Below are 22,958 nucleotides of genomic sequence, written 5' to 3'. Positions count from 1 at the left end.
AAACCGACCTGCTGCCGATTTTATCTAGCAGCAACTTTAGCCGTCCGGACCAGCGGCAGCCGCTCGATGACAAGTCAGTGCATGGTGAAGCGGTTCGCCACCGCGTCGGCGGCCCCGGGGATGTGGGTCAGCGCGCCGAACACACGGTTGCGGGCGGCGAGCACTGCCGGCGGCAGCGGCCGGCCCAACGCCATGTTCAGGTGAGCCTGCCAGGTGGCGGTGGCCGCGGCCCGCCGGCGGTCCGCCTCGAACTGCCGTAGCGCCGCCGCCGTCGGCTCGCCCCTCAGCGCCGCGGCCATGATCGGCGCCAAAGCCGCCGCGTCCAGCCAGCCCAGGTTCATGCCCTGCCCGCCGATCGGGCTGATCTGGTGTGCCGCATCCCCGATCAGCGCCAGACGGCCCGCGACCAGGCGGCGCGGCATCCGGGAACTGACCGAGAAGGCACTCAGCATGGAACAGCTCTCCGGTGCCGGTCCGATGCCGGTGCGCCGCGCGATCAGGGAAGCCAGGCCGGCGGGCGTGGGATGGCTGACCACGCCGGGCATCCGGGCCACCCAACGCCGGATGCCGCCGGGCAGCGGAAAGGACTCGACGATGCCGCCGGCCTCCAGATAGAGCACGGCGGTGCTCTCGTCCGGGGTGGTGTCGGCGAAATCTCCCATCAGGTAGGCGTCCGGATAGGTCCGCGTACGCACCGCGACGCCGCGTTGCCGGCGCAGCGCCGAGTACGCGCCATCGGCAGCCACGACCAGCCGGGCGCGGACCGTGTCCGCAGCGGGACCGGCCGGAGGTTCGGCACCCGGGTCCGCTGCCCGTTCCGGCCCGCTGCCCGGGGGTGTTTCGGATCCCGGCTCCGCGCCCACGCGGCAGGACAGCGTGACGGAAGCCGCGCCGTCGTCCGCGGCGTGCACATGCACGCCGCGCCGCAGGGCACCAGGACGCAGCGCTTCCAGCTGCTCCTCCAGCAGGTGTTCGGTGATCACCTGCGGCACGGCCAGCACATACTGATGCCGGCCGGGGACCGCCGCGAAGGAGAGCGCTGCGACCTCGCGGCCGCGGCTGCGCGCCGTGCCGCGACGGATACGGACTCCTGCCGCCAGCAGCGCGGGACCCACGCCGGCGTCGTCGAGCACGGCCAAGGCCGGCGGATGGATCCCGATGGCGCGGGAATGTCTGCTGCGCGCCCTCCGCTGCTCCAGCACCGTGACGTCCATTCCGCGCCGGGCCAGGAGGAGGGCCATCAACAGTCCCACCGGGCCGCCGCCCACCACAGCGACATCGTGCAGCTTGTCCTCGGCCGGAGGGACGCCGGCCCGGCGCTGCGGGGACTGTGGCTCAGTCATCGGCCCCTCGCATCAGCAGCTGCCGGAAACGTGAGTCCCGTACCACCTGCCAATCCGCCGGTACCGCAGCGCGCAGCTCGGCCGGCGTGTAGCTGCGGCGGATGGAGGTTAGGCCATCGCGGCGGATCAAGGATCGGTGGAAGAACGGCAGCGTCCCGGCCGCAAACAGCAGATATGCCGGCCGGCTGCGGATGATGTCGCTGTGCACCGCCAGGGAACGCGTCAGCCGGCGCGAATCCTCCAGCAGTCCGGCCAGCTCCGCGGCGGTGAGGTGGTGCAGCAGATGGTTGGACACCACCGCGTCGAAACGACGCCCTTCGGCGACCAGCTCCGAGCTGAAGGCCTGGCGGAACTCCAGTCCCGGCAGCGGCGGCCGAGAGCTGGCGAAGTCGTGCGCGCGGGCGTCTGGATCGATAGCAGTGATGCGCAAGCCCAGGCCGTCGCGGGCCGCCCAGCGTGCGAGCATCCGCGGCACGTCGCCGCCGCCGGAACCAATATCCAGCAAGGTGGGATGCTCGATGGCGGCCAGACGCGGCCGGAGCAGCCGCCGGTAGATGCCGTGCCAGCCCGAGACCGCCCGGTTGATCAGCGGAAACTGCGCATAGGTCCGCCTGAGCATGGCTGGATCGCAGTCCGGTTTGTCCATTTCCTCCACCGCATCGATGGCGCGGGCGGCGAGGAACGTTGACCTGCCGGACGCCGGCGAGCTGGGGACCACGTCGGTCCGCTCCGGCTAGACCGCTGCTGCTGCGGCGGCGTGTTCGGCCTGCAGCAGCACGGCCGGGACGGTCTTGGTAAACAGGCCGGTCTCCACCGTCAGCCCCGGGCCGAAGGCCATGGAGCAGATCCTTTCCTCGGCGGCGCCCGGCGGTTGCTCCAGGATGTGCTTGAGCACGAACATCACCGTGGCGCTGGACATGTTCCCGTAGCGCCGCAGCGTTTCGCGGGCCGGCACCAACTGTTCCTCGGTCAGTGCGAGCTTGGCCTCCACCTTGTCCAGGATGCTTCGACCGCCCGGGTGGATCGCCCAGTGCTCGATGTCGCGGTAGGGTTTGGCCGCCAACCCCGGTTCACGGGCCAACAACGGCTCCAGCGCGCCGACGATATGTTCGTCGATGATGTGCGGAACATACGTGCCCAAGACCATCTCGAAGCCTTCGTCGCCGATGTTCCAAGCCATGGATTCTTCGCCCACCGGCGTCAGGGTGGTTTCAAAGTGGTCCAGCCGGATGGCGGGGCCGGTCTCCTCCAGATCGCGGGCGGTGATGACGGCGGCCGCTGCACCGTCCGCGAACAGCGACGAGCCGACGATGGTGTCCGGGTCGTTGGACGTGCGCACGTGCAGCGTGCATAGCTCCGCCGTCACCACCATGACAACGGCCATCGGATCCGCGTCGCAGAACGATTTGGCCGCGCGGAGCGCCGGGAAGGCCGCGTAGCAGCCCATAAAGCCCAGGTGAAAGCGCTGCACGCCCGGGTTGAGTCCGAGCGCCCGGACCACCTTGTAGTCCGGGCCGGGATTAAAGAAGCCGGTGCAGGAGACGGTGATGAGGTGCGTGATGTCTGCCGGGCCGATCCCGTCGCAGGCGGCCAGCGCCTTGCCGGCGGCCTCAATGAACAGCGGGGTGGCCTTGGCCGCGAAAAAGTCGTTGCGCACCTTGGTGCTGGGGGAGAGCAGCTGCCGCGTCCCGGCGTCGAAGAACACCGGATTCTCGGCCCGTTTGGCCGTGGTGAGTTCGTCGACGGCGGCGTGCCGGGTGTCAATGCCTGACTGGTCGAACGAGGTGGTCACCAGTCGCTGGCCCAGGCGCGTCAAGCCGGGCTGCGTGGCAAACACATCACGCGCCTCGGACTGGATCAGGACCGTCTCCGGAACAGCGGTTTCCAAGGACCTCAGCGTGACCGTCATAGTCCATTCTTAGGGCAGCCGGCCCGGGAAAACAATGGACCGACCACCCGGATACCCGCGCTGAACCGCATCACCGGCGCGCACGTCTTACCGGATGAGGGCCCTGCCCGGAGCCTAAGGAGCGGAATCCGATGGACTACGAAGTCAATGCGCTGCCGCTGCACGTGCTCCTGGTCCACGCCACGGTGGTGTTCATCCCACTCAGTGCGCTGTGCATTGTGCTCAGCCTCCTCTGGCCGGCGGCGCGGCGCCGGTTGGGGATCGCCACCCCCCTGATTGCGCTGCTGGCATTGGTCCTGGTGCCGCTTTCCCAGCAGGCCGGGCACTGGTTGTTCCTGCGGATCGAGCAGACGCCGCTGGCCATGGAACACATGCGCCTGGGCGACATGATGCTGCCCTGGGTGATCGGCCTGTTCGTTGTGGCGCTGGGCCTGTGGCTCTGGTTCCGCTATGGCACGACGGCGGCCGCCGCCTGGCGGCGCAGGCTCGGCGCCGGGTACCGGATCCTCGCGGCGGTGCTGGTCGTCGTCGTGCTGGCCGTTTGCGCCGGCGCCACGGTGGCGGTGGTGCTGACCGGTGAGTCCGGATCGAGGGCGGTCTGGGAGGGGCGCTTTTCCGAGCCGCCGCCGCTGCCCTAGCCCGGCCCCGGTACTACCGGCGGAGACGCTGGTAGGAGGACGCGAAGTGGATCAGCGGATCGGCGCTCTCCGCGCCGGGAGCGTCGCGGCCCATGGCGAGCACCTCGCCGACGATCAGTAAATGGGTGGCCGCCGGATGCATTGCGGTGGTCTTCAGCTCGAACCATGCCGGAGCCCCGCCGATGACGGCAGCGCCGGTGGCCGGGCCGCGCCGGTACGGAACCTGATTGAGCAGGCCTTCCACCGGGTTGCCGGGGCTTGCCAGCCAGTTCGCGGTGCCTTGGTGATGGGCCGCCAGCAGGCTCAGCGCCCAGGTCCCGGAGCTCGCCACCGCGTCGCAGATCCGGGATTCCTCATAGAGGCTGACCAGCATGGTGGGCGGGTCATAGGAGACGGAGAGATAGCCGCTGACGGTCGCCGCATAGTCCCGGTTCCGCCACCGGGTGGAGACCACCGCGACGCCCGCGGCGATGTCCGCGCTCAGGCTGCGGTACAGGTCGATGTCCCGCTGGTCCGGCGCGTCCGGCGGAAGCTGATGGCCCGCCAGTTCTCCGTCCAGTTCCATGCCGCCATCTTTGCACGCGGTACCCCGGAAGCGTTTGCGCCTGCAGGGAACGGCGCCGCGCGGCGGCCACCGCTGGCTCGACAGCACCGACGGTGCGGGAAAGAATCTTCACATGAGTGAGGCGGCTGAGTTCATCGACTTAACCCTGCAGCGGGAGGCCAGCGAGGAACGGGCTCGGGCAGCGAAGGGATCGGGCGACGGTTTGCGCTACTACGGCGCGTCCATCGGTGCGGTGCGGGGCACAGTCCGCGACGCCGCCCGGAAGTTCCGGCCGCTCTCGCATGATCAGGTCACGTCACTCAGTTCCGAGTTGTGGAAGCGTCCGGTCTTCGAATTGCGCCTGGCTGCCGTGGTCCTGCTGCAGTCGCACCAGCGTCTCTTACGGAACTCCGACCTGACACGGATCGAAGGTTTTCTGCGGGACGCGCGCACGGCGGCGCTGTTGGATCCGCTGGCGGTCGACGTGGTGGGCCCGTTGATCCACGGTCTGACGGACGGCTCCCGTGCCCGGGCCGAGTCAATCCTCGACCGCTGGGCACGGGAGCCGGACCCGTGGCTGCGCCGGGCTGCCATCCTCGCCCCGCTGCGGGCGGTGCGCTCCGCTGGCATGGACGCGGACGCGGTGCTGCGCCGGACATGTGCTGCCGCGGAGCACGATGACAATGACCTTGTCCGGGAGGCGCTCGCCCTGCTGTGCGCCGAATGGGCCAAAGACCATCCCGGGCGGGTTCCGTCCCGCTAGCCGCTGCACAGACGGAAGGGTTCCCACTGAGGGACGGTCGGCGGACACAAAAAAGCCCCGGAATTCCGGGGCTTTCCTTGTGCGCAGGAAGGGACTCGAACCCTCACCCTCAATAAGAGGACTAGCACCTCAAGCTAGCGCGTCTACCATTCCGCCACCCGCGCAGGTGGAGTTTTCGAACGATGATCAGGAGCCCTCAGGCGCACTGATTCCGTCGAAAGCAGCGAGAAAAACTCTAACATGTTTTGCCGGAACTGTTGAATCGCGACGCCGCGTGTCCGGTGGTGCGGGCAGCGCGCCGGCTCTGCGTGGATGCTGCGGAGGCGCAACTCTGGCGCTCCTGCTGGCCCTGGCGCCGCTGCTGGATAGGCTGGGGACATACATCGACTTTGAGGGAGCCTTCATGACCGCACCGAACCCGCACGATGAAGTGGTCCGGATCTGCCAGGAGCTGATCCGGATCGACACCTCCAACTATGGCGGCAATGAAGGCCCGGGGGAGCGGCAGGCGGCCGAGTACACGGCGGGCCTGCTGGAAGAGGCCGGGCTGGCCACCGAAGTCTTCGAGTCCGCGCCGCGACGGGCTTCCGTGGTGTCGCGAATGGCCGGTTCGGACCCGTCGGCACCGGCGCTGGTGGTGCACGGCCACCTTGATGTGGTGCCGGCGCAGGCCGAAGACTGGCAGGTGGACCCGTTCAGCGGGGAGGAGCGGGACGGGCTGATCTGGGGCCGGGGGGCCGTGGACATGAAGGACATGGACGCGATGATTCTCTCGCTTGCGCGGCATATGTCCCGCAACGGCATCCAGCCCCGCCGGGACATCATCTTCGCGTTCTTCGCCGATGAAGAGGCCGGCGGGACCTACGGGGCACGCTGGGCGGTGGAGAACCGGCCGGAGCTTTTCGACGGGGCCACCGAGGCGATCTCGGAAGTGGGCGGCTTTTCGGCCACCATTGGCGGCCGGCGGGCCTACCTGCTGCAGACCGCGGAGAAGGGGATCGCCTGGCTCCGCCTCGCCGTTGCAGGCCGCGCGGGCCACGGCTCGCAGATCAACACCGACAACGCGGTCACCACGCTGGCTGCCGCGGTGGCGAGGATCGGATCACATCAGTGGCCCATCGAGTTGACGGATACCACCCGGCAGTTCCTGGACGGCGTGACCGAACTGACCGGCGTCGAGTTTGATCCGGACAACCCGGAGATTCTGCTCAAGGAACTGGGGACCGTGGCCCGCTTTGTCGGCGCCACGCTGCAGAACACCTCGAATCCCACCGTGCTCAAGGCCGGATACAAGGAGAACGTGATTCCCGGCCTTGCCGAGGCGCGGATCGACGCCAGGACGCTGCCTGGCCAGGAGGAGTTGGTGCTGGCCACCATCCGCGAGCTGGCAGGGCCGGAGGTGGACGTGAGCTACGTGCACCAGGACAGGTCGCTTGAAGTACCGTTCGCCGGCAATCTGGTGGATGCCATGGTGGACTCGCTCAAACACGAGGATCCGGACGCGGTGGTGCTTCCGTACACGCTCTCCGGCGGCACCGACAATAAGTCGCTGGCCAGGCTGGGCATCACCGGCTACGGCTTTGCCCCGCTGCGGCTGCCGGAGGAGCTGGACTTCACCGGCATGTTCCACGGGGTGGACGAACGGGTGCCGGTGGAATCGCTGAAGTTCGGCACCCGGGTGCTGCAGCGGCTGCTCACCACCTACTGATCTCTTCCCGACCCACTCTGTACACGCACGACGAAAGGATCACCGGCATGCCTGCCAGTGTTGAAGAACTGCTCCCGGACGCCCTGCTGGAAACCATCCGCGGACGGGCCGCTGGCTACGACGAGGCGAACAGCTTTTTCCACGAGGACTTCGCCGATCTGGTCGAGGCCGGCTACCTGAAAATGTTTGTGCCGGAAGCGGACGGAGGCCTTGGCTACTCGTTGGAGGAGGCGGTAAGGGCGCAGATGCGGCTGGCCGGCGCGGCTCCGGCCACGGCGTTGGCGGTCAACATGCACTTGGTCTGGACCGGCGTTGCCCGCGTGCTCCAAGCCCGCGGCGACAACTCGCTGGATTATGTGCTGGCCGAGGCCGGCCGCGGCGAAGTCTTCGGCTTCGGCGTGTCCGAGGCCGGCAATGACCAGGTCCTGTTTGACTCGCGCACGGTGGCGGCGCCCCGCGAGGACGGCGGCTATGAATTCACCGGGACGAAGGTCTTCACCAGCTTGTCTCCGGCCTGGACGCGGCTGGGCATCTTCGGCCGCGACGACTCCGGGGTGGCACCGCAGTTGGTGTGGGCTTTCATCGACCGCGACAAGCCGGGCTACCGGATCAAGGACGACTGGAACACGCTGGGAATGCGCGCCAGCCGGTCCAACACCACCGTGCTGGAAGGCGCGGTTGCGGCGCCGGACCGGATCTTCCGGAAGCTGCCGGTGGGACCCAACCCGGATGCACTGATCTTCGGCATCTTCGCGTGCTTCGAAATCCTGCTTTCCTCCGTGTATGCGGGAATCGGCACGCGCGCCCTGGACCTCGCGGTGGAAGCCGTGCACCGCCGTCGTTCCTTGAAAACAGGCAAGAGCTACGCGCAGGATCCGGACATCCGCTGGCGGGTGGCCGATGCCGCACTCGCGATGGACGGGCTGTACCCGCAGCTGGCGTCCATTGCGCGCGACGTGGACACGCTGGCCGACCACGGAAAGTTTTGGTTCGCCAAGCTGGCCGGCATCAAGATCCGGGCTACCGAAACCGCCAAGGACGTGGTGGAGAAGGCCGTCCGCGTCTCCGGCGGCGGGGGATACTTCCGCGGCCGGGAGCTTGAACGGCTGTACCGGGACGTTTTGGCCGGGCTCTACCACCCGTCGGACGACGAGTCGGCGCACAGCACCGTAGCTACGGCCTGGTTGGGGCCGCTGGACGACTGACCGGCCGGCTCTTGCGGTGCGGGGCACCGCCTGGCGGGTTCAGGCGGTGCGTTCGACCCTGAGCACCCTGCGGCGCAGCCAGTATTTGCGGCCGCCACCCAGATACAGCCGGGTGCGCACCAGGTCCCATTTGCCGTACTCGGCGTGGTCGGTCAGCACGCGGCGTGCCTCCCCGACTGATTCGCCCTTGCTGACAGTGAGGACCAGGTATTCGTACTGCCTGGCGTAGTCACGTTCGCGGGTGACAGCGGCACCCAGAAATTGTTCTCTCATTGCCCTCCTGTTCTATTCACTTATTCTCCACATTGCGGCTAACGTCTACATCATGAGCATTGATCCGCGTGTCGCACTGGAGTCACTGGTTTCCGCGCTACAGGAGCATCTGGCCGCCGCTTCGAGCCGCCGAGGTGAAGACGATCCTGCCGTGGAAGCAGCCTTCTCGTCCATTATGGAATCCTTTGAGACGTATGAGGACGCGCTCTACGATGCTTACGGCGAAGTGACGCCGCTGGTCATTTACGATGAGTCGGACGAGGACGACATGGACGACTCCGACGACGTGGCGGACCCGTTCGACGACGATCTGGAAATCGAAGAGAAGTAGGACCTGCGCGCCGTTATCAACGCGGCGGGGATCACCGCGCCGGCATCGATTCTGTGGGGATCAGGGCGCGGAAATTTCGTCCAGCACCTGGGCGATCTCGGCGGGCAAAGCATCCAGCGGAGCCTTGAGGATCTCGTCCAACTGCGCCGGCGTTCGCGGTCCCACCACGGCGGTGCCGACGGCGGGCCGCTGCAGCACCCAGCTCAGGGCCAGGTCCAGCGGCTGCACATCCAGGCCACGGGCTGCCGTGGCCAGCGCATCCACAATCCGGGCCGGCCGGCCGGACAGATACGGCTCCACGAAGCCGGCATGCTGCTCGGAGGCTGCCCGTGAGTCGGCCGGTGTGCCGGTGCGGTATTTACCGGTCAGGACGCCGCGTCCCAGCGGCGACCACGCCATCACTCCCGGGCCCAGCGCGGTGGCGGCCGGAATCACTTCATGCTCCGGCCGGCGCTGCAGCAGCGAGTATTCGTTCTGCACCGCAACCAGCGGAACCGGGCTGACCGAGACCGCCCGGGCCAGCTGCCACCCGGAATAGTTGGATACGCCCACGTAGCGCGTCCGGCCGGAGGAAACGGCGTGCTCGAGCGCGGACAGGGTTTCTTCCAGCGGAGCCGAGTCGTCGTCCCAGAGATGGACCAGCCACAGATCCAGGTAGTCGGTGCCCAGCCGCGCCAGGCTGGCGTCGAGGCTGCGCAGCATGGCGCCGCGGGAAGTGTCCACCTCGCGCCGGCCATCGCTGCGGGTCACGCCGGCCTTGGAGACCACCAGCACTTCCTGCCGGGGGACCAGCTCGCCAAGGAACGCGCCGAGCATGGCCTCGCTGCGGCCCTCGGCGTACGGCGCGGCGGTGTCCAGCAGGGTGCCGCCGGCGTCGAGATAGGCGCGCAGCATGGCGCCGGCCCCCTCCTCGTCCGTCTCCTCGCCCCAGGTCATCGTTCCCAGCGACAGTTGCGGGACCTTCAGCCCGCTGTTACCCAAGCGCTTGTGCTCCATACAGCCAGCTTATGGCCTGCGGCGCCGTGCCCTTGGCAGCGGCCCGCCGACGCCGCGCCCCGATCCTCCCTGCCCGGGCAGGGACACCGTCCTCATACCGCGGGTGGAACTTCGCCCGGGCGACTGTGTCTGGTTCCGTTTCCGGGGCCCGCGTGCCATAGGGTCTAGTGTGTGAATTGGCTAGAAGCTATCCTCTTGGGCCTGGTGCAGGGCCTGACCGAGTTCCTCCCGATCTCCTCCAGCGCACACCTGCGCATTGTGGGCGAGTTCCTGCCCGGCGCCGCCGATCCCGGGGCTGCTTTCACCGCCATCACCCAACTTGGCACCGAGACCGCCGTCGTCGTCTATTTCTGGCGCGACATCGTCAACATCGTCAAGGCCTGGTTCGGCTCGCTGACCGGCAAGGTGCCGCGCAACGATCCGGACGCCCGGATGGGCTGGCTGGTCATCATCGGTTCGATCCCCATCGGCGTGCTCGGACTGCTGTTCCAGGACCAGATCGAATCCACTTTCCGGAGCCTGTGGATCGTGGCCACCATGTTGATTGTCTTCGGCCTGTTCCTGGCCGTCGCGGACACCATTGGCAGCCATACCCGCACACTGGACAAACTCACCTACAAGCACGGCATTCTGTACGGCTTGGCCCAGGCGCTGGCGCTGATGCCGGGCGTTTCGCGGTCCGGCGGCACCATCACCGCCGGCCTGTTGATGGGCTACACGCGCGGGGCGGCGGCCCGCTATTCGTTCTTGCTGGCCATTCCGGCGGTCTTCGCCTCCGGCCTGTACCAGTTGGCGAAGAGCTTCGATGAACCCGGCCCCTACGGCCTGGGCGAGACCGCGCTGGCCACGGCCGTGGCCTTTGGCGTGGGTTTCGTGATCATCGGCTGGTTCCTGAAGTACGTGTCCACCCGCAGCTACCGCCTGTTTGTCTGGTACCGGATCGGCCTAGGCACCCTGTTATTCGTGCTGCTGGGCTTCGGGATCATCAACGCCTGACAGAGCGGGAATTTATCCGGCTCCTGCGTCCTTAAACGTTAGGAGCTTTAATGTACGACGGCGGGACCGCGCCTCTGCGGCCGGTCCACCTCATTGGAAGGAAACTCAAGAGTGCTTGGTTGGAATGCCCATGCCGTACCCGAAATTCCGGGCGGCAAAGACGAACTGACCATCCACGACACCTCCGTGGGGTCGCTGGTAGCGCTTGAACCCTCCGCCACCGGGAGCCTCTACGTCTGCGGCATCACCCCGTACGACGCCACCCACATGGGCCACGCCGCCACGTATGTAGCGTTCGACCTGCTCAACCGCTACTGGCGCGATGCCGGCCGCACGGTGAACTACGTGCAGAACGTGACAGACATCGACGATCCGCTGCTGGAACGTGCCAACGCCACCGGAGTGGATTGGCAGATCCTGGCGAAGGACCAGACGGAGCTGTTCCGCACGGACATGGAAGAGCTCAACGTGATCCCGCCCGAGCAGTATGTGGGTGCGGTGGAATCCATCGAATGGATTGTTCCGGCGGTGGAGGACCTGCTGGCCCGCGGCCTGGCCTACCGGGTACCCGGCACCGACGGCGAACCCGACGGCGACGTCTACTTCGACTCCGTTGCTGCCGCCGGACCGGGCTGGCATAACGGCGCCACCTCCCGGCTGACCGAAGAGGAGATGCTGCCGCTCTTTGGCGAGCGCGGCGGAGACCCGGAACGCCCGGGCAAGAAGCACCCGCTGGATGCGCTGTTGTGGCGCGTGGCCCGCGACGGCGAACCCGAGTGGCCGGGTGCCTCCCTCGGCGACGGCCGGCCCGGCTGGCATATTGAATGTTCGGTGATTGCCCGCAAGTTCCTGCCGGAAACCTTCGATGTCCAGGCCGGCGGCTCCGACCTGAGCTTCCCGCACCACGAAATGAGCGCCGGCCACGCCTACGCCCTCGCCGGCAAGCCGCTGGCCAAGCACTTCGTGCACGCCGGCATGGTGGGCCTCGACGGCGAAAAGATGAGCAAGTCCAAGGGCAACCTGGTGCTGGTTTCGGCGCTGCGCGAGGACGGCGTGGAGCCTGCTGCCATCCGCACCGTGCTGTTGGGCCAGCATTACCGCAGCGACTGGTTCTGGACCGAGGAACTCCTCCAGAAGGCGCAGGCGCGGCTGGCTGCCTGGCGCGGTGCCGCACCCTTTGTGCAGGCGGACCAGGTTCCGGAGCTCGCGCAGCAGGTGCGGCGTGCGTTGTCCAACGACCTCAATGCCCCCGCCGCACTGGCCGAAATCGACGGCTTCGCCGAGCACTCCCGCGAGCAGGCCAACGGCCAAACGCAGGACGGCGCCGAACAGTTCGCCGCCCTGCTCGACGCGCTCCTGGGAATCCGGCTCTAAACGCGCGGCCTGCGCCGCAACAGCACGCCGGTTAGCCGGTTGGGGCGGGCACTGCCGGGTCGACTTCGTCGCCACGCCGGGACCCTGCCCGCCCCGCCCTCCTCGCTCGGCGAGGCCTGTCTGTTCCGGCCTCCGCCTGTTTCCTCCGGCTTTTGAATTCAGAAACCGGGCTGTTGAGGCTTGGAGAGGATGGTAGACAGCATGCTTCCCCCCGCGGCCGCGCGCGTCCTTTCGATAACGTGCCAGAAGCCGCCGTCCTCGATGGTGGCGACGGCGCTATGAGACTGATTCCAAGCGCGGGAACGGGCGGGGCTGCCGCCGGAACATAGGTAAGCGCGCGTTGCCGGGGGCAGGGCCCGTGCTGCTTGGGCTGGTGAGCCGCCGGCCGGCCATGGCCTTCCGGACTATCCCATCCGCGCGTATCCACGTCGGCGAACGGCTGCCCGACTTAGAAGCCGCAGATTGAAGCTTTTGATAAGTAGCCTTATGATTTGTAGATGCCTGATTTGTCGAACTGGCCGATGTCACGCTTGCTGTCGACCGCGGCGCGGTTGGTCGAGTACGCGTGGGACGAGTCTCTGGCGTCGCTGAACCTGACCCATGCCGGAGTCATCGTCCTTGAAGTGCTGGCCGCCGAAGGGGAGATGACCCAGAGCCGGCTGGCCGACAGGGTGCGGGTGGAGGCCCAGACCATGGGCAAGACGGTGGCCCGACTGGAAGCCTGCGGGCACGTTGCGCGTGCACGGAGCGAAGCGGACCGCCGCCAGCAATTGGTTTCCGTATCCGAGCAGGGCGTGCTTGCCCTTGAAAAGGCGGCCCGACTGGAGCACCTGCTGATCGGCGACGGCCGGGAACGGGCGGCCCTCAAGGCACAACTCAGCGACATCATCCGGAACACGGGAAACAAGCGGTTCCGTCCCTCGGCTCCCTGACCCGGCTCCGGAAACAGGCATCGGCACCCTTGTCGGGTCCCACCGTTCGCCGTCCTGTATCAGGGGCCACGCCCTCTTCACGAGTCCCGGCGGCGATGAACGGCGAGCCCGTTCCGACCGCGCCGCACCGGATGCCGTGGAGCGTGGGGCCTGCGCATGGCCGACGAACCCCGCATAGACGTCGCAGCCGAGCACGAGGATGGCGACATCGCCGCTCCCGCCAGTTTCCTCATGGCCGTCTTCCGCGCTTACCGCGGACGCACGGTGCAACTGAGAAGCGTCGTCCTCGGCGAAGGCTCTGCACGGGCCCTCGAACAGGCGGATTCCCGAGCCGAACAGCACGGGCGGGAGTGCGACATGGAACTCGCCGATCGAAACCGGCATTGAGGAGGGCTACCTGGCCCCTATTCTTTGCGGCGCTTCTTGAGGTAGCGCTCGAATTCGCGGGCGATGGACTCGCCGGTGGCTTCCGGCAGCTCGGCCGTGTCCTTGGCCTCCTCAAGCTGCCGCACGTAGGCCGCGACTTCGGGGTCCTCGGTGGCCAGTTCGTCGACGCCGCGCTCCCAGGCTTCGGCCTCTTCGCTGAGCACTGAAACTTCCAGCGGCACCTGGAGAATGTCCTCCAGCCGGTGCAGCAGCGCCAGTTCGGCCTTGGGGGAGGGCGACTGGCCCACGTAGTGCGGCACCGCGGCCCAAACCGACATGGTCGGGATACCGGCCAGCGAGGCCACATCGGCCAGCACACCAACGATTCCGGTGGGTCCTTCGTACTGGCTGGTTTCGGTATTCAAGGCGCGCCGGACGTCGTCGTCGTCGCTGGTGACAGTCACGGGGATGGGCCGCGAGTGCGGGACGTCGGCCAGCAGCGCGCCCACCAGAATGATGCAGTCCACGCCCAGCTCCTCGGCGTGGGCGAGGAGCTCAGCGGTGTAGGCACGCCAGCGATAGGACGGCTCCACGCCGTGCACAAAGATGATGTCCACCGGGGCGTCGGGAACGCTGCTGCGGGTGAGCTTTGTCGTTGGCCATTTGATCCGGCGTTCGCCGGACCCGGTGCGGTGGACAACCGGTCTGGTGAACTGAAAATCGTAGTAAAGATCCGGGTCCACGGTGGCCACCTTGTGGCTCTCCCACAGCCGGCTGAGGTACTTGACGGCGTCCGTGGCGGCCTCGCCGGCATCGTTCCAGCCTTCGAACGCAGCCAGCATCACGGTAAAGCGTCGCGGAGCCTCGCCGGCCTTGGCCTGCGGGAACAGCAGATGCAGGCCGTGCTTCTCTCCGGGGCCGTCCGTGGGCAGATCGCCACTGTCCTGAGTACTCACGGTTTCACCCTAATCCTCCGGACACGGCTTGTCAGTGAGCCCCTTTGCGATTCGCGGAAAGCATAGCGGCCGGATTCCGCCGCCTAGCCGGGGCCGCGGCGCTCCCGGCGGGGACCGTAGACTGGTGCCATGCCCGCACTTGACCCTTCCGCCGCTGCGTCCGGCGCACTTCAGCCAGACCTGCAGGCGGTGTTCTGGGATATGGACGGAACACTCGTCGATACCGAACCGTATTGGATCGAAGCCGAATCGGAACTCGTCGCCTCGTTCGGCGGTGTTTGGAGTGACGAGCTTGGCCTCAAACTGGTGGGCAACGCGCTGGAAAAATCGGCCGAGGTGTTGCAGCAGGCGGGAGTGGACCTCAGCGTCCGCGACATCATAGACCGGCTGATCGACGCCGTGACCGAACGGGTCCGTCAAAGCATCCCGTGGCGGCCCGGGGCCCGCGAACTGCTCGCCGAGCTGCTGGAGGCGCGCATCCCCACCGTGCTGGTGACCATGAGCGAGACCAAATTGGCCGCCGAAGCGGTGCGCGCGCTGCCGGAGGGCAGCTTTCAGTACCTGGTCACCGGAGACATGGTCAGCCGAGGCAAGCCGCACCCGGAGCCTTACCAGCGTGCCTTTGACTGGCTCAGCGGCAGGCAGCCCGGCGCGGACAAGCGCTACGTCGTGGCGCTGGAAGACTCCGTTCCCGGAGTTGCCTCGGCCGAAGCCGCCGGCCTGGTGACGGTGGCCATTCCGCACGTGGTGCCGGTCCCGCCGGCCCCCGGGCGACCGCAGTGGGACAGCCTGGCCGGCAAGGGCCTGATGGACGTGGAGCGGCTCCTGATGCCTGCTTCCCAGGAAGCAGGAGTATGAGCACGCAGACACCCCGGCCGCCGGAGGAAAAACAGCGCAGCGAAGGGATTCCGCTGGGCCGGATGTTCGGCGTGCCGGTGCTGCTCGCCTGGTCCTGGTTCGTGATCGCGGCCTTCATCGTGCTGATCTTCGGGCCCCAGGTCCAGCGGTTGATGCCGGAAATTGGCGTCGGCGCCTACGGCGTGGCCTTCGGCTATGCGCTGCTGCTGCTGTTCTCCGTGCTGGTCCACGAACTCGCCCATGCCCTGACCGCCCGGGCCTTCCACTGGCCAACGGCCAAGATTGTGCTCAATCTCTGGGGCGGCCACACCCAGTTCGACAATTTCAACGCCACACCGGGCAAGTCGCTGTTGGTGGCGCTGTCCGGACCGGTAGCCAACTTTGCGCTGGCCGGTCTCGGTTCGCTGGTCCTGCCGCTGTTCCGCGGCGAGCCGATTCCGTTCCTGCTGACCGATATCTTCATCCTGGCGAACTTCCTGGTGGCGGTTTTCAATATCCTGCCGGGGCTGCCGTTGGACGGTGGCCGGCTGGTGGAGACCGCGGTCTGGAAACTGACCGGGAGCCAGGAAAAGGGCACCGTGGCGGCAGGCTGGGCGGGCCGCGTCATCGTTGTGCTGCTGGTGATCGGCGTCGTCGGGATCCCGTTGCTGCGGGGCGGCACGCCGGACCTGCAAATGGTGGTGCTCATGGTGCTGGTCTGCGGGTTCCTCTGGATGGGAGCCAGCTCGGCCATCGAGCACGCCCGGATGCGGCTGCGCTTGCCCTCCGTCAGCGCCGGGCAGCTCAAACTGCCGGCGACGTCGCTGCCCGCCACCGCCATGGTCGCCCAGGTTCAGCAGCTTCTGGCGCGCGAGCCGGAGCTCAACGTGGTGCTCACCGCCGCCACGGGCCAGCCCGAAGCAGTGGTTGACCGCGGTGCACTGAGCCAGGTACCGCCGTCGGCAGCGGCTCAGACCCCTGCTGCAGCCGTCTCCCGGGCGTTGGCACCGGGTGCCTATGTCCCCGAAGTGGCCGCCGGACAGGAACTGGTGCAGTATCTGGCCCGGTTGGCCGGCAGCGAATATGCGGTGATCGACGGCGGCGGCCGGGTCACCGGGGTGCTGCAGCAAAGCACCGTGGTCCGCGCCATCACGGGCAAACCGGGCAGGCTCTGACCTGCCCCACCGGTCGCGCCAGCAACTCCGCTGCCGGTCGGAATACAATCGACAGAACCCGGCGGTTGGTACCGCCGCGGCACCGCAACAACAACCGGAAGTGATCCACGCATGAGCTCCTCCACCAGCCCGCACGGCGCCGACCAGCGACGCGGACCGCTCCGGCCCGGCGAACGGGTCCAGCTCACGGATGAAAAGGGCCGGATGAACACCATCACCCTTACGCCCGGGGGTGCTTTCCATACGCACAAGGGGTTCCTGCCGCACGACGAAGTCATCGGCCGGGAAGAAGGCACCGTCGTGACCAACACGGTGGGCCACCGCTACCAGGCGCTGCGTCCGCTGCTCTCGGACTTCGTGCTGTCCATGCCGCGGGGCGCCGCCGTCGTCTATCCCAAAGATGCCGCGCAGATTGTCACCATGGCGGATATTTTCCCCGGTGCCCGGGTGGTGGAAGCCGGCGTCGGCTCCGGCGCGCTGAGCATTTCGCTGCTGCGTGCGGTGGGCGACGGCGGGCGGCTGCATTCGTTCGAACGCCGCGAAGAATTCGCCGACGTGGCCCGCGGCAACGTGGAAACCTTCTTCGGCGGACCGCACCCTGCCTGGCAAATTTCGCTGGGCGACTTCCAGGATGAAGTCATCAAGGCCGAGGAACCCGGCAGCGTGGACCGCGTGGTGCTGGACATGTTGGCGCCGTGGGAATGTCTGGACGCGGTGGCCACGGTGCTGGCGCCCGGGGGAGTGTGGATCAACTATGTGGCCACGGTGACCCAGTTGTCCCGCACGGCCGAAGCCATCCGCCAAGACGGCCGGTTCACCGAGCCGGAAGGCTGGGAGTCCATGGTCCGGGGCTGGCATCTGGAGGGGCTGGCGGTCCGGCCCGACCACCGGATGGTGGCGCACACTGGCTTCCTGCTCACCGCCCGGCGGCTGGCCGGCGGCGTCACCGGGTTGACGCCCAAGCGCCGTCCGTCCAAGACCGAATTCGCCGCCGAGGACGTGCAGGCTTGGACCGGCAACGAGGAAGACTGGAATGCCGAGGGCCTGGGGGAGCGGACCGTCTCGGACAAGCGGCTGCGCCGGGTTGCCAAAGACGCCGCCTCCACCGTCCAGCGCGGCGCGTTTAAGGACGTCAATCCCGAAACCGACTAGCCGTCTGGGGCCGCGCACGGGCTCAGCCGGTCCGGGCCAGCGCCGCCGCGCCCGGATTCTGCTGCTGCTACCCGCATTTCGGGCACCAATGCGGCATCGTTTTCGTTATCTCGCGTAATGATCCGACACCACGCAACAGCTTCTTCGTGCCGGGCGTTGGAATTCCATGTTTCGATTCGGCGTTTCTTTTCGTAGACACGTGCAGGCGGCTCGGGCGCCCGTTAGGGTCTAGGGAAGAACCGATTCAAGGAAGCGGGTCGCGGTGATGAAGGACAACCAGAACCAAAACAATGAACCGGCACCGGCTGAACAACTGGACGAACAGCGCGATGCGCTGACGGTCGCACAGCGCCAAATCAACGTGCTGCGGGACAAGCTGCGCCACCTGGACAAGCAACTTGCTGCTGCCACGCAAAACAATTCCCGTTTGGTCGCCACGCTTGAGGCCGCAAAGACGGAGATCGTGCGGCTCAAGTCCGCCCTCGAACGCGACGGCGAAACACCCTTCAGTTTTGCCACCATCACCGACGTCCACAAGGCGCAGAGGCCGCGTCCGGGCGTCAGCAACGCCGCTCTGGTGCAGGAGAGCGTGGACATTGTGCAGTCCGGACGCAAACTGCGCGTTGCGGTCAGCCCCTTGGTCGACATGGACCTGCTCGGACCTGGGCAGGAAGTCCTGCTGAACGAATCGCTGACGGTGATCGCGGCGCTCGGCTTCGAGCGCTCCGGCGAGCTGGTCACCATCAAGGAAATGCTCGACGGCCATCGCATCCTCGTGGTCGGCCGGGCGGACGAGGAACGGGTGGTCAAGCTGTCCGGTGCCTTGCTGTCTGAGCGGCTTCGGGTCGGCGACGCCGTCTCCATCGACGCACGCAGCGGCTACGCGCTGGAGAAGATCCCGCGCAGCGAAGTGGAGAACCTGATCCTCGAGGAGGTTCCGGACATCTCCTACGAGGACATCGGCGGGCTGGGGCCGCAGATCGACCAGATCCGGGACGCCGTCGAGTTGCCCTTCCTGCATCCCGACCTGTACCGCGAGCACGGGCTGAAGGCGCCCAAGGGCATCCTGCTCTACGGGCCTCCGGGCTGCGGGAAAACGCTGATTGCCAAGGCCGTGGCCAACTCGCTGGCCGCCAAGGCGATCGAGCGCAACGGGACTGACACCCGCAGCTACTTCCTGAACATCAAGGGACCGGAACTGCTGGACAAGTACGTGGGCGAGACCGAGCGGCACATCCGGCTGATCTTCGCCCGGGCCCGCGAGAAGGCGTCCGATGGCAGCCCGGTGGTGGTGTTCTTCGACGAGATGGATTCGCTCTTCCGGACCCGCGGCACCGGTGTCTCATCGGACGTGGAAACCACCATCGTGCCGCAGTTGCTCTCCGAGATCGACGGCGTGGAAAAGCTGGAGAACGTGATCGTCATCGGCGCCTCCAACCGCGAGGACATGATCGACCCGGCCATCCTGCGACCCGGACGGCTGGACGTGAAGATCAAGATCCACCGCCCGGACGCCGAGGCCGCCGCGGACATCTTCACCAAGTACCTGACCACCAACCTTCCCATCCATGAGGAGGATCTGGCCGAGCACGGCCAGGACCGCAAGGCCACCATCGAGGCGATGATCCAGCGTACGGTCGAGGAAATGTACTCCACCGATAAGTCGAATGAGTACCTGGAAGTCACCTATGCCAGCGGCGACACCGAGATGCTTTACTTCAAGGACTTCAATTCCGGCGCCGTCATCCAGAATGTGGTGGACCGGGCTAAGAAGAACGCGATCAAGGACCTGTTGATCAACCGGCAGAAGGGCCTGCGGATCGAACATCTGCTGCGTGCGGTGGTGGACGAATTCCGCGAGCATGAGGACCTGCCGAACACCACGAACCCGGACGACTGGGCCCGGATTTCGGGCAAGAAGGGCGAACGGATCACGTACATCCGAACCATTGTGCAGGGCAAGGCCGGGCAGGAGGCCGGCAAGTCCATCGAAACGATGCCGAATACGGGGCAATACCTGTGAGCGTCTACCGGGTGATGGGTTCGGAGACGGAGTATGGCATCCATGCCCCGGGCGAACCGCTGGCCAACTCCACGGTCCTCTCCTCGCAGGTGATCAACGCCTACGCGGCGACCATGCGCAAGGGCCTGGGCAACCTGGCCGGCACCCGCTGGGACTACACCGACGAGGAGCCGCTGCACGATGCGCGTGGATTCGACCTCTCGCGCGACGCGGCCGACCCGTCGCAGCTGACGGATGTGCCGCCGGTCCTGGACGCCGAGCAGATTGCGCTGGCCGGCGGGCGGGCGGCGGCCAACGAGTTCTACACGGACGAGTCCTCCGGCGTGCTGATGAACATGGTGCTCAGCAACGGCGCCCGGCTCTACGTGGACCACGCGCACCCGGAATACTCCTCGCCGGAGGTGACCAACCCGCTGGACGCGGTGCGCTGGGACAAGGCGGGCGACGCCGTCGTGCTTTCGGCATCGCGCCGGATTGCCGCTACGCCGGGGTTCTCGTCGGTGAACCTGTACAAGAACAACACGGACAACAAGTCGGTCTCCTACGGCGCGCATGAGAACTACCTGATGCCGCGCAGCCTGCCGTTCAACCAGATTGTGACCGGCTTGGTCCCGTTCTTCGTCTCGCGGCAGGTGGTGTGCGGGGCCGGCCGGGTGGGACTGGGCACCAACGGCCGCACGCCGGGATATCAAATCAGCCAGCGCGCGGACTTCTTCGAGGCCGAGGTCGGGCTGGAGACCACCATCCGCCGTCCCATCATCAACACCCGCGACGAGCCGCACTCGGTCGCGGACAAGTACCGGCGGCTGCACGTGATCATCGGCGATGCGAACCTGAGCGAAGTGTCGATTTTCCTGAAGATGGGCACCACGGCCGTGGTGCTGTCCATGATCGAGCATGGTGAAGCCCCGGACGTGCAGCTGGCCGACCCGGTGCAAGCGCTGCAGGCGATCAGCCACGACCCGTCGCTGCAGCAGAAAGTCGCGCTCAGCGACGGCAGCATGGTCACCGGCCTGGACCTGCAGGAGATCTATCTGCAGGCGGCGGTGGAGCATTGCACGCGGCACGGCACCAATACGGACCAGACCGCGGAGGTGCTCCGGCGCTGGGCCTCGGTGCTGGACATTCTGCGCCACGACCCGATGAGAGCGGCCGACCAGTTGGACTGGGTGGCCAAGCTGAAGCTGCTGCAGGCCTACCGTGACCGGGACGGCCTGGAATGGGGTGATCCGCGGCTGGGGCTGATCGACCTGCAGTACGCCGACGTCCGGCCGGAAAAGGGCCTGTACCACCGGCTGGCCGCACGCGGTCGGATCCAGCGGCTGCTCTCGGACGAACAGATCGAAACCGCCGTGAGCCAGCCGCCGGAGGACACCCGGGCCTACTTCCGCGGAAAGTGCATCCAGCATTTCCCGCAGGAGGTGGTCGGCGCCAGCTGGGACTCGGTGATTTTCGACCTTCCCGACCGGCGCCGGCTGCAGCGCATCCCGACCCGGGAACCGCTGCGCGGCAACCGCGAGCTGACCGGAAAGCTTTTCGAGGAGGCCACTTCCGCGGAGGAATTTATTACGGCGTTGTTGGGACCCAGCAGCGAGCCCCACGTGGCAACATAAGCATGAGGGACACACCTCGATCGTCACACCATAAGGAGGCCATCATGGCAACCCAGGACCGCAGGAACGCGGACTCCCGCCGCGAAGACGAAGAGTACGACGACGAGCCCACCCCCGAGCCTGCCGCCGCACCTGCCGCACAGGCCGAGACCGAAGGCACCGATGATCTGCTCGACGAGATCGACGGCGTGCTGGAACAGAATGCGGAAGAATTCGTTCGCGGTTTCGTGCAGAAGGGCGGGCAGTAGTCGATGAACATGCCGGCCGGCGGCCCAGGCTCTGTTTTCGCCCAGATTTCGCACTCCGCCACCGCCTCCTTCAGCGAGTATCTGGCGCGTACGGCGCCGGATCTGCTGCCGGGCGCCCGCGGGGTCCAGCAGTTGCCGCCGGGAGCGGCACCGATGGTGCCCCATGCCACCACGATCGTCTCGATGACGTTCGCCGGCGGGGTGCTGATGGCCGGTGACCGCCGGGCAACGATGGGCAACATCATCGCCAGCCGGCACATCGAGAAGGTGTTTCCGGCCGACTCCTATTCGGTGCTGGGCATCGCCGGCACGGCCGGCATTGCCCTGGACATCACCCGGCTCTTCCAAGTGGAACTTGAGCACTACGAGAAAATCGAAGGCACGCTGCTGAGCCTGGAGGGCAAAGCGAACCGGCTGGGCGCGATGATCCGGTCCAACCTGCCGATGGCGATGCAGGGCCTGGCCGTCATTCCGCTGTTTGCCGGCTTCGATGCGGAGCGCCGGGTGGGCCGGCTGTTTTCCTACGATGTGACCGGCGGGCGCTACGAGGAGCAGGAGCACCACAGCGTGGGTTCCGGCTCGGTCTTTGCCCGCGGATCCCTGAAGAAGCTCTGGCAACCGAACCTGGACGAGGACGCCGCCGTCCGCGTCGCCATCGAAGCCCTCTATGACGCTGCCGACGACGACTCGGCCACCGGCGGCCCGGATGCCGTCCGTCAGCTGTGGCCGGTCATTTATACCGTCAATGCCGCCGGCGCACGCCGGATACCGGAACGCGAACTCGCCACAACGTCCGAAGCCGTGATCGCCGGGCGAACCGTCGCCGGACGGGAGGCCTGAGCATGACGCAGCAGTTCTACGTATCGCCTGAGCAACTGATGAAGGACCGGGCGGACTTCGCCCGGAAAGGCATTGCCCGCGGCCGGTCGGTGGTGGTGCTCAGCTGCTCGGACGGGATCGCCTTGGTGGCCGAGAACCCCTCGCCGTCGCTGCACAAGATCGGCGAGATTTACGACCGCATCGCCTTCGCCGCCGTCGGCAAATACAACGAGTTCGAGAGCCTGCGCCAGGCAGGCGTACGCTACGCGGACGTGCGCGGCTATTCCTACGACCGTGAGGACGTGACCGGGCGCGGCCTGGCCAGCGTCTACGCACAAAGCCTGGGCGCGGTCTTTACCGCCGACACCAAGCCGTTCGAGGTGGAACTCGCGGTCGCCGAAGTCGGCGCTTCACCGGCAGAGGACCGGTTGTTCCGGCTCACCTTCGACGGATCAATCGCCGACGAACGCCGGTTCGTGGTGATGGGCGGCGATGCCGAAGCTGTGGGCGAAGCCCTGCGCGGGCAGTGGCAGGACGGCCGGGACTACGCCGGGGCGGTACGGGCCGCGGTCGCTGCCCTGTCCGGCAAGACCGGCGAGCAGGAGTCCGGCCAGGCCAAAGAGCTGCGTCCCGAGGGACTGGAAGTAGCTGTACTGGACCGCGACCCGCTGTCCAGCCGCGGGAGCCAACGTGCCTTCCGTCGGTTGGCGACCGCGGAACTAACCGAGATATTGGGCGAGGGAATGGACGGCTAGCC

Annotated in this window: 24 protein-coding genes and 1 tRNA gene; 17 read left to right on the top strand and 8 right to left on the bottom strand. The window is 67.1% G+C overall.

From position 1 onward, the window contains the following. Nucleotides 1-74 precede the first annotated feature (74 nt). Genes ACWF5H_RS06540 through ACWF5H_RS06530 form a run of 3 tightly spaced genes read right to left on the bottom strand, consistent with a single transcriptional unit; the run spans nt 75 to nt 3,252 of the window. Nucleotides 75-1,343: an FAD-dependent oxidoreductase gene (locus ACWF5H_RS06540; RefSeq protein WP_452035684.1), complete on the bottom strand. Its 1,269-nt coding sequence runs from the start codon at nt 1,341-1,343 to the stop codon at nt 75-77. Continuing rightward, nucleotides 1,336-2,061: a class I SAM-dependent methyltransferase gene (locus ACWF5H_RS06535; RefSeq protein ID WP_452035682.1), complete on the bottom strand. Its 726-nt coding sequence runs from the start codon at nt 2,059-2,061 to the stop codon at nt 1,336-1,338. Before ACWF5H_RS06535 ends, ACWF5H_RS06540 begins: the two co-directional genes overlap by 8 nt. 15 nt (nt 2,062-2,076) lie before the next feature. Then, the gene (locus tag ACWF5H_RS06530) at nt 2,077-3,252 is read right to left on the bottom strand and encodes a type III polyketide synthase (protein WP_452035681.1); all 1,176 of its coding nucleotides are present in this window, start codon (nt 3,250-3,252) and stop codon (nt 2,077-2,079) included. A 131-nt stretch (nt 3,253-3,383) separates the two neighbouring features. Between ACWF5H_RS06530 and ACWF5H_RS06525 the strand changes: the two genes are divergently transcribed. Then, nucleotides 3,384-3,890, top strand: a complete 507-nt coding sequence (locus tag ACWF5H_RS06525) for a hypothetical protein (RefSeq protein ID WP_364647669.1) — start codon at nt 3,384-3,386, stop codon at nt 3,888-3,890. Nucleotides 3,891-3,903: 13 nt separating this feature from the next. On the opposite strand, the gene ACWF5H_RS06520 is transcribed toward ACWF5H_RS06525, so the two are convergent. Further along, nucleotides 3,904-4,455: a flavin reductase family protein gene (locus ACWF5H_RS06520; RefSeq protein ID WP_452035679.1), complete on the bottom strand. Its 552-nt coding sequence runs from the start codon at nt 4,453-4,455 to the stop codon at nt 3,904-3,906. Nucleotides 4,456-4,567: 112 nt separating this feature from the next. On the opposite strand from ACWF5H_RS06520, the gene ACWF5H_RS06515 reads away from it, so the two are divergent. Further along, a complete protein-coding gene (locus ACWF5H_RS06515; protein ID WP_452035678.1) occupies nt 4,568-5,197 on the top strand; it encodes a DNA alkylation repair protein in 630 nt (209 codons plus the stop codon). 80 nt (nt 5,198-5,277) lie between these two features. Here the strand turns inward: ACWF5H_RS06515 and ACWF5H_RS06510 are convergent. Next, nucleotides 5,278-5,361: transfer RNA gene (locus ACWF5H_RS06510), tRNA-Leu, on the bottom strand. Nucleotides 5,362-5,600: 239 nt separating this feature from the next. Between ACWF5H_RS06510 and ACWF5H_RS06505 the strand changes: the two genes are divergently transcribed. Together ACWF5H_RS06505 and ACWF5H_RS06500 are read left to right on the top strand one after the other, a co-directional pair. Further along, complete coding sequence (locus ACWF5H_RS06505; RefSeq protein ID WP_452035677.1) at nt 5,601-6,905, top strand: M20/M25/M40 family metallo-hydrolase; 1,305 nt, start codon at nt 5,601-5,603, stop codon at nt 6,903-6,905. A 47-nt stretch (nt 6,906-6,952) separates the two neighbouring features. Then, nucleotides 6,953-8,110: an acyl-CoA dehydrogenase family protein gene (locus ACWF5H_RS06500; RefSeq protein ID WP_452035676.1), complete on the top strand. Its 1,158-nt coding sequence runs from the start codon at nt 6,953-6,955 to the stop codon at nt 8,108-8,110. A gap of 39 nt (nt 8,111-8,149) precedes the next feature. Here the strand turns inward: ACWF5H_RS06500 and ACWF5H_RS06495 are convergent, their stop codons facing one another. Continuing rightward, a complete protein-coding gene (locus tag ACWF5H_RS06495; RefSeq protein WP_127512560.1) occupies nt 8,150-8,383 on the bottom strand; it encodes a DUF5703 family protein in 234 nt (77 codons plus the stop codon). Between the two features lie 52 nt (nt 8,384-8,435). On the opposite strand from ACWF5H_RS06495, the gene ACWF5H_RS06490 reads away from it, so the two are divergent. Beyond that, a complete protein-coding gene (locus ACWF5H_RS06490) occupies nt 8,436-8,714 on the top strand; it encodes a hypothetical protein (RefSeq protein WP_364647654.1) in 279 nt (92 codons plus the stop codon). Nucleotides 8,715-8,774: 60 nt separating this feature from the next. On the opposite strand, the gene ACWF5H_RS06485 is transcribed toward ACWF5H_RS06490, so the two are convergent. Next, entirely contained in the window at nt 8,775-9,710 is a 936-nt protein-coding gene (locus ACWF5H_RS06485; RefSeq protein WP_452035673.1) for an aldo/keto reductase, read from the bottom strand. Between the two features lie 171 nt (nt 9,711-9,881). On the opposite strand from ACWF5H_RS06485, the gene ACWF5H_RS06480 reads away from it, so the two are divergent. The 4 genes from ACWF5H_RS06480 (at nt 9,882) to ACWF5H_RS06465 (ending at nt 13,399) form a co-directional block, all read left to right on the top strand. Further along, nucleotides 9,882-10,706 (top strand): undecaprenyl-diphosphate phosphatase, encoded by an 825-nt coding sequence (locus ACWF5H_RS06480; protein WP_364647648.1) that lies wholly within the window; start codon nt 9,882-9,884, stop codon nt 10,704-10,706. 111 nt (nt 10,707-10,817) lie between these two features. After that, nucleotides 10,818-12,080 carry a cysteine--1-D-myo-inosityl 2-amino-2-deoxy-alpha-D-glucopyranoside ligase gene (gene mshC, locus ACWF5H_RS06475; RefSeq protein WP_364647645.1) on the top strand — a complete coding sequence of 421 codons (1,263 nt, stop codon included), beginning with the start codon at nt 10,818-10,820 and terminating at the stop codon, nt 12,078-12,080. Nucleotides 12,081-12,577: 497 nt separating this feature from the next. Continuing rightward, on the top strand, nt 12,578-13,012 hold the full coding sequence (locus ACWF5H_RS06470; protein ID WP_452035671.1) for a MarR family winged helix-turn-helix transcriptional regulator: 435 nt from the start codon (nt 12,578-12,580) through the stop codon (nt 13,010-13,012). Nucleotides 13,013-13,168: 156 nt separating this feature from the next. After that, nucleotides 13,169-13,399: a hypothetical protein gene (locus ACWF5H_RS06465; protein ID WP_452035669.1), complete on the top strand. Its 231-nt coding sequence runs from the start codon at nt 13,169-13,171 to the stop codon at nt 13,397-13,399. Nucleotides 13,400-13,416: 17 nt separating this feature from the next. Here the strand turns inward: ACWF5H_RS06465 and ACWF5H_RS06460 are convergent, their stop codons facing one another. Then, entirely contained in the window at nt 13,417-14,277 is an 861-nt protein-coding gene (locus tag ACWF5H_RS06460) for a PAC2 family protein (protein WP_364647910.1), read from the bottom strand. Between the two features lie 186 nt (nt 14,278-14,463). On the opposite strand from ACWF5H_RS06460, the gene ACWF5H_RS06455 reads away from it, so the two are divergent. The 8 genes from ACWF5H_RS06455 (at nt 14,464) to prcA (ending at nt 22,956) form a co-directional block, all read left to right on the top strand. Continuing rightward, entirely contained in the window at nt 14,464-15,192 is a 729-nt protein-coding gene (locus tag ACWF5H_RS06455) for an HAD family hydrolase (protein WP_452035667.1), read from the top strand. After that, the gene (locus tag ACWF5H_RS06450; RefSeq protein WP_452035666.1) at nt 15,189-16,346 is read left to right on the top strand and encodes a site-2 protease family protein; all 1,158 of its coding nucleotides are present in this window, start codon (nt 15,189-15,191) and stop codon (nt 16,344-16,346) included. Before ACWF5H_RS06455 ends, ACWF5H_RS06450 begins: the two co-directional genes overlap by 4 nt. A 111-nt stretch (nt 16,347-16,457) precedes the next feature. After that, nucleotides 16,458-17,498 carry a tRNA (adenine-N1)-methyltransferase gene (locus tag ACWF5H_RS06445; protein WP_452035664.1) on the top strand — a complete coding sequence of 347 codons (1,041 nt, stop codon included), beginning with the start codon at nt 16,458-16,460 and terminating at the stop codon, nt 17,496-17,498. Nucleotides 17,499-17,763: 265 nt separating this feature from the next. Continuing rightward, nucleotides 17,764-19,521 (top strand): proteasome ATPase, encoded by a 1,758-nt coding sequence (gene arc / locus ACWF5H_RS06440; RefSeq protein ID WP_452035662.1) that lies wholly within the window; start codon nt 17,764-17,766, stop codon nt 19,519-19,521. Nucleotides 19,522-19,535: 14 nt separating this feature from the next. Next, entirely contained in the window at nt 19,536-21,134 is a 1,599-nt protein-coding gene (gene dop / locus ACWF5H_RS06435) for a depupylase/deamidase Dop (RefSeq protein WP_452036057.1), read from the top strand. 44 nt (nt 21,135-21,178) lie between these two features. Further along, nucleotides 21,179-21,382 (top strand): ubiquitin-like protein Pup, encoded by a 204-nt coding sequence (locus tag ACWF5H_RS06430; RefSeq protein ID WP_452035661.1) that lies wholly within the window; start codon nt 21,179-21,181, stop codon nt 21,380-21,382. A gap of 3 nt (nt 21,383-21,385) precedes the next feature. After that, nucleotides 21,386-22,222 (top strand): proteasome subunit beta, encoded by an 837-nt coding sequence (prcB, locus tag ACWF5H_RS06425; RefSeq protein ID WP_452035659.1) that lies wholly within the window; start codon nt 21,386-21,388, stop codon nt 22,220-22,222. A 2-nt stretch (nt 22,223-22,224) separates the two neighbouring features. Then, complete coding sequence (prcA, locus tag ACWF5H_RS06420) at nt 22,225-22,956, top strand: proteasome subunit alpha (RefSeq protein WP_364647623.1); 732 nt, start codon at nt 22,225-22,227, stop codon at nt 22,954-22,956. Nucleotides 22,957-22,958 lie beyond the last annotated feature (2 nt).

This window comes from Arthrobacter sp. NPDC055138 (assembly GCF_053607305.1).
Note: the sequence above shows the minus strand (reverse complement) of the source record. Positions and strands in the feature narration are given on the sequence as shown.